Annotated in this window: 11 protein-coding genes; 6 read left to right on the top strand and 5 right to left on the bottom strand. The window is 74.0% G+C overall.

Going from position 1 to position 13,780, the window contains the following annotated elements; all coding sequences use genetic code 11:
- Window positions 1-179 precede the first annotated feature (179 nt).
- From ABZV78_RS17350 to hemB, 5 genes are read left to right on the top strand one after another with little or no spacing between them, the layout of a single operon-like run.
- Window positions 180-917, top strand: coding sequence for a redox-sensing transcriptional repressor Rex (locus ABZV78_RS17350; protein ID WP_355639636.1), 738 nt, complete (start codon window positions 180-182; stop codon window positions 915-917).
- On the top strand, window positions 914-2,275 hold the full coding sequence (locus tag ABZV78_RS17345; protein WP_355639634.1) for a glutamyl-tRNA reductase: 1,362 nt from the start codon (window positions 914-916) through the stop codon (window positions 2,273-2,275). Before ABZV78_RS17350 ends, ABZV78_RS17345 begins: the two co-directional genes overlap by 4 nt.
- Window positions 2,272-3,240 (top strand): hydroxymethylbilane synthase, encoded by a 969-nt coding sequence (gene hemC / locus ABZV78_RS17340; RefSeq protein ID WP_355639633.1) that lies wholly within the window; start codon window positions 2,272-2,274, stop codon window positions 3,238-3,240. Before ABZV78_RS17345 ends, hemC begins: the two co-directional genes overlap by 4 nt.
- A complete protein-coding gene (locus ABZV78_RS17335) occupies window positions 3,237-4,817 on the top strand; it encodes a uroporphyrinogen-III synthase (protein WP_355639631.1) in 1,581 nt (526 codons plus the stop codon). The genes hemC and ABZV78_RS17335 overlap by 4 nt, the downstream gene beginning before the upstream one ends.
- A gap of 13 nt (window positions 4,818-4,830) precedes the next feature.
- Window positions 4,831-5,814, top strand: a complete 984-nt coding sequence (hemB, locus tag ABZV78_RS17330; RefSeq protein ID WP_355639629.1) for a porphobilinogen synthase — start codon at window positions 4,831-4,833, stop codon at window positions 5,812-5,814.
- On the opposite strand, the gene ABZV78_RS17325 is transcribed toward hemB, so the two are convergent.
- Together ABZV78_RS17325 and ABZV78_RS17320 are read right to left on the bottom strand one after the other, a co-directional pair.
- A complete protein-coding gene (locus tag ABZV78_RS17325; RefSeq protein WP_355639627.1) occupies window positions 5,808-6,983 on the bottom strand; it encodes a hypothetical protein in 1,176 nt (391 codons plus the stop codon). The genes hemB and ABZV78_RS17325 overlap by 7 nt on opposite strands.
- A gap of 2 nt (window positions 6,984-6,985) precedes the next feature.
- Window positions 6,986-7,519 (bottom strand): sigma-70 family RNA polymerase sigma factor, encoded by a 534-nt coding sequence (locus ABZV78_RS17320; protein WP_355639625.1) that lies wholly within the window; start codon window positions 7,517-7,519, stop codon window positions 6,986-6,988.
- A gap of 508 nt (window positions 7,520-8,027) precedes the next feature.
- Here ABZV78_RS17320 and ABZV78_RS17315 point away from each other — a divergent pair.
- Entirely contained in the window at window positions 8,028-8,600 is a 573-nt protein-coding gene (locus tag ABZV78_RS17315; RefSeq protein ID WP_355639623.1) for a helix-turn-helix domain-containing protein, read from the top strand.
- Window positions 8,601-8,632: 32 nt separating this feature from the next.
- Here the strand turns inward: ABZV78_RS17315 and ABZV78_RS17310 are convergent, their stop codons facing one another.
- The 3 genes from ABZV78_RS17310 to ABZV78_RS17300 form a co-directional block, all read right to left on the bottom strand.
- A complete protein-coding gene (locus ABZV78_RS17310) occupies window positions 8,633-11,905 on the bottom strand; it encodes a lamin tail domain-containing protein (RefSeq protein ID WP_355639622.1) in 3,273 nt (1,090 codons plus the stop codon).
- A 94-nt stretch (window positions 11,906-11,999) separates the two neighbouring features.
- Complete coding sequence (locus ABZV78_RS17305; RefSeq protein WP_355639700.1) at window positions 12,000-13,016, bottom strand: GNAT family N-acetyltransferase; 1,017 nt, start codon at window positions 13,014-13,016, stop codon at window positions 12,000-12,002.
- 72 nt (window positions 13,017-13,088) lie between these two features.
- Window positions 13,089-13,780, bottom strand: a 692-nt coding sequence (locus ABZV78_RS17300; RefSeq protein WP_355639620.1) for a lytic murein transglycosylase, incomplete at its 5' end; no start/stop codon positions are given.

Genomic DNA, 13,780 nt, shown 5'->3' with positions numbered 1-13,780 from the left:
AGTGGCAGGTGGAGGCGCGTCGCGAACTAGCAAGATCGCGATTTGTGCACCTCTTCACAAGCGCCTACTCTGTAGTTCCGACGCGCCCCGCTAGCACAGCCGGCAACATCGGTCGCCAGCGGGAGTCCCGGAACGACCGGTCACCGTCGCTGGTCGAGGATCGCACCGCACGGAGTCTCATGAGTCAGCACCGTCACCCTGGCGCGCCCGGCCGCGCCGGTGCCGTACCGGCGCTTCCGGACCTGCCCGAGGCGACCGTCGCGCGGCTCCCGGAATACCTCCGTGCCCTGCACGCGCTCTCCGAGGCCGGCCACGACACGGTCTCCAGCGAGGGGCTGGCCAACGCCGCCGGGGTCAATTCGGCGAAGCTCCGCAAGGACCTCTCCCACCTCGGCTCGTACGGCACCCGGGGCGTCGGCTACGACGTCACGCTGCTGATCGAGCAGATCGAGTCGGTGCTCGGGCTCACCCAGTGCCGCTCGGTCGCGCTGGTCGGCGTGGGTAATCTCGGTCACGCCCTGGCCGGCTACGACGGCTTCGCCAGCCGCGGCTTCCGGATCGCCGCCCTCTTTGATGCCGATCGCGCCCGGGTCGGCGAGGAGATCAACGGGCTGGTCGTCCGGCACGTCGACGAGCTGGCCCGGGTCGCCGTCGAGGAGTCGATCTCGATCGGCGTCATCGCCACCCCGGCGCCGGCCGCCCAGGCGGTCGCCGATCAGCTCGTCGCCGTCGGCGTGACGAGCATCCTGAACTTCGCGCCCTGCGTACTCTCGGTTCCGGAGGGGGTCGACGTGCGCAAGGTCGATCTCGCGATCGAGCTGCAGATCCTGTCCTTCCACGAGCACCGCAAGGCGTCGCTGACCGCGCTCCCCGGCGGGCTTGTGGCGACCGACACCCAGGAGGCGATCGGCACGTGAAACTGCTCGTCGTCGGCGCGTCCTACCGCACCGCCCCGGTCGCCACGCTGGAGCAGCTGGCGGTCCCGCCCGCGGACCTCACCCGCACCCTGGACCGCCTGGTCGCCCAGCCGTACGTCGCCGAGGCCGTGCTCGTCTCCACCTGCAACCGCGTCGAGGTGTACGCGGCCGTCTCCGGCTTCCACGGCGGCCTCGGCGACATCTGCGCGGTCCTGGCCGAGCAGGCCGGCGCCCCGCCGGCGGCGCTCGCCACCCACCTCTACGTGCACTACGACGCCGCCGCCGTGGACCACGTCTTCCGGGTGGCCACCGGGCTGGACTCGATGGTGGTTGGCGAGGCGCAGATCCTCGGCCAGCTCCGCGACGCCTACCACTCGGCCAGCGGCGCCGACTCCGCCGGCCGGCTGCTGCACGAGCTGATGCAGCAGGCACTGCGGGTGGGCAAGCGCGCGCACGCCGAGACCAACATCGACCGGGCCGGGCAGAGCGTGGTCACCGCCGCCCTCGACCTGGCCGCCGACCTGCTCGACGGCGACCTGACCGGCCGGCCCGCCATGGTGGTCGGCGCGGGGGCGATGGGCTCGCTGGGCGTGGCCACCCTCTCCCGGCTGGGCGCCGGCCCGATCACCGTCACCAACCGGGGCGCCGAGCGGGCCGTCCGGCTGGCCGAGTCCTACGGCGCGACCGCCGTGCCGTTGGCCGGGCTGGTCGACGCGCTCACCACGGTGGACATCGTGGTGGCCGCCACCGCGGCCACCGAACCGGTCCTCTCCCGCGACGTGGTGACCCGGGCGCTGGCCCGCCGGGACGCCGCCCGGGGCCCGCTGGTCCTGCTCGACCTGGCCGTCCCGCGCGACGTCGAGGAGGGCGTCGCCGCGCTGCCCGGCGTCGAGGTGATCGACATCGACCGGATGGCGGCGATCCTCGCCGACGGCCCGGCCGCCGCCGACGCCGCCGAGGTGGCCCGCATCGTGGCCGGCGAGGTCGAGGCGTTCCTGAGCTGGCTGCGCGGCGCCGACGTGGCGCCCACCGTGGCGGCCCTGCGCGGCCGCGCCGACGACGTGGTCGCCGCCGAGCTGCGCCGGCTGGCCCAGCGCCGCCCGGACCTCACCGACGACCAGCGCGCCGAGGTCGCCCGCACGGTGCACCGGGTGGTGCAGCGGCTGCTGCACCAGCCGACCGTCCGGGTCCGCCAGCTCGCCGCGGAGCCCGGCGGCGACCAGTACGCCGCCCTGCTGCGCGAGCTGTTCGACCTCGAGGTGCCGCAGACCTCCCCGGTCGACACCGTCCCCGACGTGATGGAGGCGGAGATCGCCATGCCGGCCGACACCACCCCGCCCACCGGAGGTGTGCGATGACCGCCCCCCTGCGCCTCGGCACCCGGGGCAGCGCCCTGGCGATGGCCCAGTCCGGCCACGTCGCCGAGGCCCTCACCGCGGCCACCGGCCGGCCGGTCGAGCTGGTCGAGGTGGTGACCGCCGGCGACCGCTCCACGGCCCCGGTGCACCGGCTCGGCGTCGGCGTCTTCGTCTCCGCGCTGCGGGACGCGCTGACCGCCCGGAAGATCGACTTCGCCGTCCACTCGTACAAGGACCTGCCCACCGCGTCGGCGCCCGGCCTGCACATCGCGGCCGTGCCGCCCCGGCAGGACCCGCGGGACGCGTTGGTCGCCCGGGACGGCCGGACCCTCGCCGAGCTGCCGCCCGGCGCGCGGGTCGGCACCGGCGCGCTGCGCCGCATCGCCCAGCTGCACGCTCTCGGCCTGCAGCTGGAGGTCACCCCGATCCGGGGCAACGTCGACACCCGCCTCGGCCGGGTGCTCGGCCCGGACGCCGACCTCGACGCCGTCGTGCTGGCCCGGGCCGGGCTCACCCGCCTCGGCCGGGCCGACGTGATCACCGAGACGCTCGATCCGATGCTCATGCTGCCCGCGCCCGCCCAGGGCGCGCTGGCGGTCGAGTGCCGGATCGACGATCAGGACCTGGTCGAGCTGCTGGGCGCGCTCGACCACGCACCGTCCCGTGCCGCGGTCGTCGCGGAACGGGCACTGCTGGCCACCCTGGAGGCCGGGTGCAGCGCACCCGTCGCCGCCTACGGCGAACTCGCCGAGGGTGACGCCGGTGAGGAGATCTACCTGCGCGGGGCGGTGATCAGCCCGGACGGCACCCGTGACCTCCGGCTGTCCCGCACCGGAACGCCCGCCGACGCGGCGGAGATCGGCAAGGCACTCGCCGCCGAACTCCTCGAACTCGGCGCCGACTCGATCCTCGGCCAAGAAGGACACACCGGCCCGGGGACCCAGCAATTTGGGAGCACAGAATGACCCGCACCCGTAAGCCCGTAGGCCGGATCGCGTTCGTCGGGGCCGGTCCCGGCGACCCGGGCCTGCTGACCCGCCGGGCGCTGGACGCCCTGGTCGACGCCGACCAGGTGGTGTACGACCGGGGAGTCCCCGAGTCGCTGCTCGAGCACGTCCGCGCCCAGGCCAGGCCCGACGCCGAGTTCAGCCCCGCCGAGGGCGTGCCGGGGGACGTGGCGAAGGTGCTGATCTCCGCGGCCCGGTCCGGCCAGAATGCCGTGCACCTGGTCGCCGGTGACCCGTTCGGCCACGACTCGGTGGTCAAGGAGGTGCAGGCGGTGGCGCGCACCGCCGCGCACTTCGAGGTGGTGCCGGGCGTCGGCCAGGCCGAGGGCGTGGCCACCTACGCCGGCGTGCCGCTGCCCGGGGTACGCACCGCCGCCGACGTCGAGGACGTCACCACGCTGGACTTCGACGCGCTGGCCGCGGCCGTGGCCCGGGGCTCGCTCGCCATCGCGGTGGACGCCGGTGACCTGGCCGCCGTCCGGGACGGCCTGCTGGCCGCCGGGGTGGAGGGCACCACCGCCGTCGGGGTGACCGGCGACGGCACCGGCGAGACGCAGTACACCACCACGTCGACCGTGGACTCCTTCGTCGCGGCGGCGCTCGGCTTCACCGGCCGGGTGGTGCTCACCGTCGGCGCGGGCGTCACCGACCGCGACAAGCTGAGCTGGTGGGAGAACCGGCCGCTGTACGGCTGGAAGGTGCTCGTCCCCCGGACCAAGGAGCAGGCCGGCGCCATGAGCGCGCGGCTGCGCGCGTACGGGGCGATCCCGTGCGAGGTGCCGACCATCGCGGTCGAGCCGCCGCGCACCCCGGCTCAGATGGAGCGGGCGGTCAAGGGCCTGGTTGACGGCCGGTACGCCTGGGTGATCTTCACCTCGGTGAACGCGGTTCGGGCGGTCTGGGAGAAGTTCGCCGAGCACGGCCTGGACGCCCGCCACTTCGGCGGCGTCAAGATCGCCTGCATCGGCGAGGCCACCGCCGAGGCGGTCCGCGCCTTCGGCATCCAGCCGGAGCTGATCCCCTCCGGGGAGCAGTCCTCTGAGGGCCTGCTGGCCGAGTTCTCGCCGCACGACGAGATCCTCGACCCGGTCGGTCGGGTGCTGCTGCCGCGCGCCGACATCGCCACCGAGACCCTGGCCGCCGGGCTCACCGAGCGGGGCTGGGAGGTCGACGACGTGACCGCGTACCGGACCGTCCGGGCCGCGCCGCCGCCGGCCGAGATCCGCGATGCGATCAAGTCGGGCGGGTTCGACGCGGTGCTCTTCACCTCGTCCTCCACCGTCCGGAACCTGGTCGGTATCGCCGGGAAGCCGCACGCGCGTACCGTTGTTGCCGTTATCGGGCCCAAGACGGCGGAGACCGCCACGGAGTTCGGCCTGCGGGTCGACGTGCAGCCGCCGCACGCCTCGGTGCCCGACCTGGTGGAGGCGCTCGCCGCCTACGCCGTCGAGCTGCGCGAGAAGCTCGCCGCCATGCCGGCCAAGCAGCGCCGGGGCTCGAAGGTGCAGGGGCCGACCGCCCTGAGGTTCCGCTGACAGGAGGCCCCCCATGTCGTACCCCGATTTCCGGCCCCGCCGGCTGCGGCGCACCGCGGCCGTGCGGCGGCTGGTCTCCGAGACCCGCGTCGACCCGGCCGAGCTGGTCGTGCCGATGTTCGTCAAGGAGGGGCTGAGCGAGCCGCGGGCCGTGGCGTCGCTCCCGGGGGTGCTTCAGCACTCCCGGGACTCGCTGCGCAAGGCCGCCGTCGAGGCGGTCCAGGCCGGCGTCGGCGGGATCATGCTTTTCGGGGTGCCGGCGACGCGGGACGAGTCGGGGTCGGGCGGCATCGACCCGGACGGCATCCTCAACGTGGCCATCCGTGACGTGATCGCCGAGGTCGGCGACGCCACCGTGGTGATGAGCGACCTCTGCCTGGACGAGTTCACCTCGCACGGGCACTGCGGCCTGCTCACCCCGGACGGCGCCGTGGACAACGACGCCACCCTGGCGGCGTACGCCCGGATGGCGGTCGCCCAGGCCGACGCCGGGGTGCACGTGGTCGGGCCGTCCGGGATGATGGACGGCCAGGTCGGCGTGGTCCGCCGGGCCCTGGACGGCGCCGGGCACCAGGACGTCTCGGTGCTCGCCTACGCCGTCAAGTACGCCTCCGCCTTCTTCGGCCCGTTCCGCGACGCCGTCGAGTCGGCCCTGGAGGGGGACCGGCGCACCTACCAGCAGGACCCGGCGAACCTGCGGGAGTCGCTGCGCGAGGTCGAGCTGGACGTGGCCGAGGGCGCCGACATGGTGATGGTGAAGCCGGCCCTGCCCTACCTCGACGTGGTCGCGGCGGTCCGGGCCGCCGTCGACGTGCCGGTCGCCGCCTACCAGGTCTCCGGCGAGTACGCGATGGTCGAGGCGGCCGCCGCGAACGGCTGGATCGACCGCGAGCGGACCATCCTGGAGACGCTCACCTCGATCCGCCGGGCCGGCGCGCAGATCATCCTCACCTACTGGGCGGTCGAGGCGGCCCAGCTGCTCCGCCAGCGCTACTGAACGCCGACGGTCACCACCCGGGCCAGCTCCGCGACGGAGTAGACCTTCCGGGGCGGGTCCGGTAGCTGCGCCCAGACCACACGCACGGTGGTGTGGTCGACCCAGGCCGTACCCCACGTCCCGCCACCCGGCAGGCCGTAGCTCGCACCGGCCGTCCCGATCGGCTGGTCGGCCCGGCGCTGCCCGGTGGCGGTGTCCAGAATCGCCAGCCGGTACTCCAGCTTCCGCCCGACCGGCCGGCGGTAGGGGACCGCGACCAGCGTGCCGTCCGGAGAGAGCCGGATCGTCGGCGCGCAGTCGCCGGCCACGGTGAGGCGGGACAGCCGGCTTCCGCCGGCCAGCCGACGCACGTCGAGCTGGCAGCGCGTCATGTCGGGCGGGCCGGTCACCGACACCACCAGGCCCGCCCCCAGCGCCGCGTCGCGGAACGGCAGCTCGTCGTCGGCGCTGGCCGGAACGGGGATCAGCGTCTTCTCCCGGCCGGTGGTCAGCTCGTGAGCCACCAGGCCCACACCACCTCGGACCAGGTAGGCGTACCGCGCGTCCGCGCCGGCCAGCTTCAGGCCCTGCCCCTTGATCCGGACCTCCCGGCTGATGTCGACCTGGTCGTCCGCGCCCAGCACCACGAGCCGGATCGAGAGGCCCGCCACGTCCGGGCCGTCCGTCCGCGGCGTACCGGGCATGAGGTCGGTGAGCTTGAGGCCGACCAGCCGTCCGTCGGGCAGCGCCACGGTCTCCTGCCAACCGGCGGGAACCCGGTGCCGGACCACCGAGCCGTCGCTGCGCAGTTCGTCCGCGACGCCGCCGAGCAGACCGATCTCCGGGCCGGCCCGGTGCGGTCGCACGGTGCCGCCCTCGCCGCTGAGCAGCAGCCGCTGCGCCGGTGCGGGGGTCGGCGGCGGCGAGCCGGGAACGGTCGGCGACAGCGAGGGCGGCGGCTGCGACGGCGCGGCCAGCGGTGCGGCGGGCCGGTGCTCGCCGACGAGCAGCGGAACGGCGCCGCCGGTGAGCGCGACCAGGACCACCAGGCCCGCCACGGCCGTCGCGGTCCGCCGGCGCCGCCGGGCCCGGGCCCGGCGGCGTAGCGTCGCCAGATCCGCCGGGTACGGCGCGGTCGCGCGGGCGGCGCGGTGGACCAGTTGAGCCAGGTCCTCGGGTACGACGTCCACGGTCACTCCTCCTCGGCCAGCACGGCCCGCAGTTCGGCCAGCCCCCGGGAGAGGCGGCTACGGACGGTGCCCTCGGTCAGGTCCAGCACGGCGGCGGTCTCGGCGGTGGAGAGATCCAGCAGCACCCGACAGACGATCACGGTGCGCTGGCCGGCGGGCAGCCGCTCCAGGGCCGAACGGGCAGCCAGCCCGGCGGGATCCGGGGCGGCTGTCGTCGGATGCCGGTCCTCGGCCGGTGGCCGTTCCCGGCGCACCTTCCGCCACCAGGAGGTGGCCCAGTTCAGTCCGACCCGGAAGACCCAGCCACCCGGGTTGTCCAGCCGGCGCACCCGCTCCCACCGGGCGTACGCCCGGGCCATCGCCTCATCGGTCGCCTCCCGGGCCACCGCGGTGTCCCCGACGGCCAGCGCGAGCGCGCGGTGGATCCGGTCCACGTGGTCCCGGTAGAACTGCTCGAACGGCAGGTGCGGGGACGTGTCGCGCTCGCGCGTCAGCACGTCCGGGGGACCGGGCGGTGCCGAGAGGTGGCTTCCCATGTCCGGTACACGCTCCGGAGGCGGATTTCGTTCCCGGATCGCCGCGGGGACGGATCGACCGGTGCCCGCATCCGAGCCGGTCGCCTCGGCGCCCCGGCCCGGAACACGCGGCCGCCCGTTTTCACTCTGCGTCCCGATCACCTGCGCCCCCGACCCTCACCCACGCCCGCTTTGCTCTGCAGCCATCGGCGCAGCGGCAACCCTCCGTGCCCGGTGCGTATGTGGCTGCAGAGCAAAGCGGGTTGGAGAGGGTGGGGCCGCCGCGGCGAAGGCGCCTCCTTTGTCCACATAGAGGATTTCGCCACCCGGAGTTGTCCTGACGGGCGGCCAAGTTGAGTCGCGTTGAGTAACGCACCGCATTCTTCACGCTCGGTCACGGTCGCCGGCGTTGAGGCAGGGGGATGCCACCGACCGCCGCGAGGCGTGGCCTGTCCACAGGCGTCGTGGCTGTCCACAGCCGGACCGGTCGGGGTTGCCGCCTCCCCGGGCGACGGAAGAGGGTGGCCCGATGAGCGCCCCGGCCACCCCTGACGAGCCGGCGGTCACGACCGATGAAGCGGTCGAGCCGCCCACGATGCTCACCGAGCCCTTCGACGTCCCGTGGCCCGCCCCGGGCATCGTTCGGGCGGTCCGCCGCCGGGCCGACGTCAGCCAGCGGGAACTCGCCCGAGTCGCCCGGGTCCATCCGACGACCATCGGACGGATCGAGGCCGGCACGCTCACCCCGAGCATCGCCATGCTGCGTCGCATCATCGGCGTGGCCGGGTTCCGACTCGCCGTGGTCGACGAGTTCGGCCGGGTGCTCGCGCCGATGCGGGACCGCGACGACCTGCGCGACGGCGCCGAGCGTCGATACCCGTCCCACCTGGACGTGATCGCCGACCCGGAGCCGGGGGAATGGTGGGCCGACCGGTACGGGCTGGCCCGCCCGCCGGAGACCTTCTACCGGGACCGGGCATACCGCGACGCACTCCGCCGGCGCAGTCAGTGGGAAGTACGGGTGGCCAAGTACCGGGGGGTACCGCCGCCGCGCGACCCGCAGCGGTGCGGTTACCGCAACGGCCCGCCGCCCGGCTGGTGAGCCGGGTGGCGGGCCGCTTCGCGGTACAGCCGTCAGTCGTCGTTGCGGATGGTGCCCACGCCGGTCACGTCCGCGAGCCGGAGCCCCGGCACGCCCGCGACGTACAGCTTGATCTGCTCGTCCGCCTCGCGCTTCCGGTCACCGCGGACGGTCACCGGGAAGGTCAGCGAGGTCTGGCCGGCGGCCAGGGTCTTGCAACCCACGTACGGGTCGTAGTCCGAGCCGGCCTGCGCCGTGGTGCCGTAGGTGCTGGCGCAGATCAGCGCCGGCTCCGAGAGCGGGCGGGAGACGGTCACCGTGAACGTCATGGTGCTGTCGCCCTTGTCGCCCTCGGCCACCGCGGCGTCGGAGACGCTCAGGGACGCGCGGGAGCGGAACCGTGCCACCTGCGGGTCGTGGTCGCTGGCCCCCCGGTCACCCAGGCCCTCGGCGTCGGTGGGGTAGTCGGCGTTGATGTGCGCCGTGCGTACCTGCACCAGGTCCTCGTGCAGCGGGTCGTTGACGAAGAGGTTGTCCAGCGTCTGCGCCTGCCCGTCGTAGGTGTACGAGTAGGCCGCCGCCGGCACGTCCGCCACGAGGTCGTCCCAGAGGTTGTGCAGGCCGGCCTGGTACAGCGGGGCGAGCTGGTCCGACGGCGTCGGGTTCGCCGCCGTGGCGATCGGGTCGTCCGGGCGCGGGAAGACGTTGAGGTCACCGCCGTAGATCACCCGCGCGTCCGGGTCGGCCGCCTCGACGGCCTGCACCAGCGCCGCCCCGTACGCGGCCTGCTCCCGCCGCTGCCCGACCCGGCTGTCCGGACCGGACGAGAAGTGGTTGGTGGCCGCCCAGAGCGTGAAGTGCTCCGCCGAGCCGGGCGCCGCCGCCACGGTGAACCTGGCCAGCTGGACCGCCCGGGTGTAGACGTTGCTGCCGTCCACCCCGGTCGAGCGGTCGACGTCGGCCGGGAGCACGGCGTTGAACCCCTTCGGGTTCTGCACGTCGGCATTCGACGGCAGGGCCGCCGAGCGGTACTGCACGGTCGGCGCCGAGCCCAGCAGCGGGTCGCTGGCGGTCGCCTCGGCCAGCGTCAGCCGGTCGGTCCGGTAGAGGAACGCCGAGGCGATGCCCCGGGCGTCCGCGCCGGTCCGGTCGTACGCCGCCGCGTAGGCGGGGCCGCCGGCGGCCGCGATGGCCAGCGCCAGCTCCTGGACGGTGTCCGGCGCGCCGTCGGCGTTGTTCGTGTCGCCGCAGACCAGCTTGCCGTCGGCCACCGTGCAGATGTCCTGGTCCTCGGCCTCCTGCACGAGCACCAGGTCCGGGCTGTGCAGGGCGCCGGTGATCTGCCGCGCCTGCACGCCCAGCTTCTCGGTGTACGCCGCCTCGCTGGCCGGCACGTAGTCGAACGGCGGGGAGACCCCGGCGCAGCCCGAGTTGCCGGCGAAGTCGCAGCCGTCGAACGGGTCGTCCCGGTAGTCGTACAGGTTCTCCACGTTGTAGGTGGCGACCGCGACCTCGCTGCTCCGGTCGGCCGGCTGCGGCGGGTTGTTCTCCGCCGGGTCCGCGCCGCCGGTCAGCGTGAGCTGCTCGGGCTGCACGCTGTACTTGCTGAACGCGTATGAGATGGCGCCGTAAACGTCCTCGGTCAGCGTGTCGAAGGTGCGGGCCTCGGGCAGCAGCGCGGTCGAGTCCCCGGCGGTCGCCTTCACGCCACCGGCGCCCAGCAGGATCCGCTGGCTGTTGCCGTTGTCGAAGAGCGTGCCCGGGATGTCGTCCAGCGGGTGCGCGTCCCGGAACACCCGGCGGGCGTACGGGTCGGACCGCTTCATGATCGGGTCCTCACGGTCCAGCACGTAGACCTCGGAGTCCAGGGTGGACGCGAAGATGTGCCGCGGGGCGGAGACGCCGCTGCCGGACCGGACCCGCATCCGCTCGCCCTCGTGCCGCTCCCAGAACAGGCCGGCGGCGGCCGCGTCGGCCGGCGGCCGGGCGTCGTCCACCCGGACGGCGGTGTCCACGTCCAGGCCGGAGTCGAGCTTGCGCACCAGCGAGGCGCTGGAGAGCTGGGTCTGGTTGAAGTACTCGGAGACCCGGCCGCGCAGCACCACCTCGTCGCCGACGGTCGGGGCGTAGCCGCCGATCAGCGTGGTGAACGAGCCCATGAAGACGAAGATGCCGTCCGCGGTGAGCGCGTCGCCGTCCTCGGCGCCGGCGCGGCTCTGCAGGTAGAAGCCCCACTGGTCGGCCCCCGCCGAGCTGCGGGTCAGCGACTTCTGGGTGATCACGCCGCGCACGTCGTAGAGCATGGAGCTGGTGCCGTTGCCGCTGGCCGGGGCGAGCGGCGACCGGTCGGTGCGGCCGTTCTCGTCGTCACCGGTGCGGCCCTGCACCTCGCCCACCGACAGCACGGCGGTGGCCTGCACGGTCAGCGTGCAGGTCGCGGTGCCGCCCTCGGCGTCGGTCGAGGTGACGGTGACCGAGTAGGCGCCGGCCGGGAGGCCGGTGGCCGTCAGCGTGGCGGTGGCCGTGCCGCCGGCCGCGGTGGCCGGGGTGAACGCGGTACGGCTGATCGAGCCGCTCGCCGGCGCCGGGTTGACCGCGGTGACCGCGAGGTCGGTGACGGTGTCGTCGGCGTCGGTGGCGGTGACCTGGCGGGTCGCGGTGGCGCCCGCCTCCAGGGTCAGCGTGCCGCCGCAGGTCAGCGTCGGCGCCTGGTCGACCGGGCCGCCACCGTCGATGCTGTGGCTGCCCAGCCCGTCGAAGGTGTCGGTGGCGAAGCCGGCCCACTGCACGGCCGGGTCGAACGCGTCCGCCGGGTCGGTGTCGCCGGCGCTCACCGAGGGAAGCCGGCGCAGGGTGTTGTCGGCCGTGCTGGTGAGCCCGGTGCCCCACTCGCTGCCCGGGTCGACGCCGACCTGGCCGATCGAGTCGACCACGGTCGTGCCCTTGCGCAGCACGATCGCGTCGTCGCCGTTGTAGAGCGAGCCGCCGTAGGTCTGGTCGGCCTGGGCGAGGATCGCCGGCGCGGCCGTCGAGGCGGCGAAGACGAAGACGTCACCGGCGGCGACCGTGCCGGTCAGCGGCACGTTGGTCGACGTGGTGGCGCCGTTGAAGAAGAGTTGGAGCTGGTAGCCGGCGGTGGCCAGGTCGACGGGGGCGCCAGTGCCGTTGTAGAGCTCGACAGCCTTGTTGTTGGACAGGCCCTCGACGTACTCGGAGATGAACAGGTCGGTGGGCGCGGCGCTGGCCGCGGGGGGTGCGATCCCGATGGCCGTGACAGAGACGGCGGCGGTGGTCGCGAGCGCGGCGAAGGTGCGGCGCGGGCGCATGGAGCCTCCACGATGGGTGGACAGGAACTAACGCACGTTAAGTGCCCTTCCGGTCCGCCGTCCATCCCCCGGGCAGCCGTTTGATGAATATCTGTCAGCGCTGGTTGTCCAGCCGGTGCACCAGCTCGGCCACGTCCACGCCGTATTCGCACCAGTCCCGGTCGGTGCGGTAGCCCAGCTCGGCGTTGACCTTCAGCATCGCCTCGTTGGCCTGCGCGTTCCAGGTCTGCACCTCGGCCAGCTCGGGCTCGGCCGAGCGCAGCTCCAGCAGCATCCGGGCCTTGATGGCCCGGTCGATGCCGTAGCCCCGGTGGTCGCGGACCACGATGGTGTCGTACTGGTCGGCCCGGGTCGGGTGCTGCGCCGGCACCACCACCTCGGTCAGCCCGGCCACCTCGCCGGTCTGCTCGTGCAGGGCCAGCACGATGTAGGGCTTCATGCCCCGCCGGTGCAGCGTGTCGAGGCTGTCCCGCAGCCGCTGCGGGTCGTAGGAGCTGGGCCGCAGCTCGCCGTCGTCCACGTCGCGCACCTCGGCCTTGGCCCGCGCGTACGCCTCGATCAGGTCGTCCGGCGGCCCGCCCGGGCAGAACTCGACGTGGTAGCCGGCGCCCACCTCGGTGGCCATCTCGGCCAGCGCCGGCCACTCCACCGCGCCCAGGTCGAGCACGCTGCGGGTCTCGACGTATTCCCGGGTGAAGCCGAGCGCCTCGTAGAACGCCACGGCCGGGGTGTCGCCGACCACCTCGACACCGATCGACTGGAAGCCCTCGTCCCAGACCCGGCGGGCGGCCACCCGGACCAGCTCGCGGCCGAGCCGGCTGCGCCGGACAGTCGGGTGCACCAGCACCTCGAGCACGCCGATGCCGCCGAGCAGCAGAACGTTCACGTGGCCGAGGATCGGGCCCGGAGTGCCGTCGGGGGCCGGATCGGCCTGGGCGACCCAGGAGATCCGGCGCTCACCGGGCATCACCTCGGAGAGGTATTCCCGCAGGGAGCTCTCCCGCCAGGGTGGATCGTGCGGCAGGTCGGCCGCCAACACCGCGTTCAGCGTGTCAAGCAGCGACGCGATCTCGGCGGACGACGCGGTCCGAGGGTCCCACTCGCGCACCATCACCCGTCTAGCTTGCCGCCAACGGCAGCCCGGGGGAAGGGTTCAGTCCGTGAATGTATTTGATCCGTCACGTCACGTGCCGCTGAGCCGTCCGTATTCGTCGGCCTTGTCGAAGACGTCCTGCGCGTAGCGACGTACATCGTTGTAGGAGAGGATGGCGCCCCACCAGTCGCCCGGGATGGTCATGTTCCGGCCGCCCTTGCACAGGTATCGGCCGGCGGCCAGGGCCGCGTCGTCGATGTCGTGCGGGTTCTTGACCCCGTCGTTGTCGGCGTCCGCGCCGATCTCCTGCCAGGTGCTCGGGATGAACTGCATCGGGCCGAGCGCCTTGTCGTAGACCCGATCGTGGTCGAGCTGCCCCTGGTCGGTGTCGACGATCCGGGAGCGGCCGCCCTGCCCGTCCAGCGGGGCGCCGAGAATCTCCGGCGCGGCGACGCCGTCGGGCCGGAGGGTGGCGTTGTTGGCCGACCCGTGCGCCGATTCGACGTAGCCGATCGCGGCCAGCGTGGTCCAGCTCAGCTGGCAGCTGCGCTGCGTCTGGGCGAGCACCAGCTCGGCGTAGCCGTACGCCTGCACGGCGACCAGCGGGATGCCGGTGGTCGCGCTGACCTGCTGCGCCCAGCCGGACAGCGCGTCGGCCGGCCGGCCGGGGATCGCGGGGCCGACGACCGGGCCGGTGGCCGTGCCGCCGGGGGTGGCCGTGCCGGTCGGGCCGAGCGTGCCCGGCAAGCCGGTCGCGCCGGGGCCCACCCGCACGCCGGGCG

The organism is Micromonospora sp. NPDC004540 (assembly GCF_040610095.1).
In the GTDB taxonomy this organism is placed as follows: Bacteria; Actinomycetota; Actinomycetes; order Mycobacteriales; family Micromonosporaceae; genus Micromonospora.
This window is presented reverse-complemented; position numbering and strand designations above follow the sequence as displayed.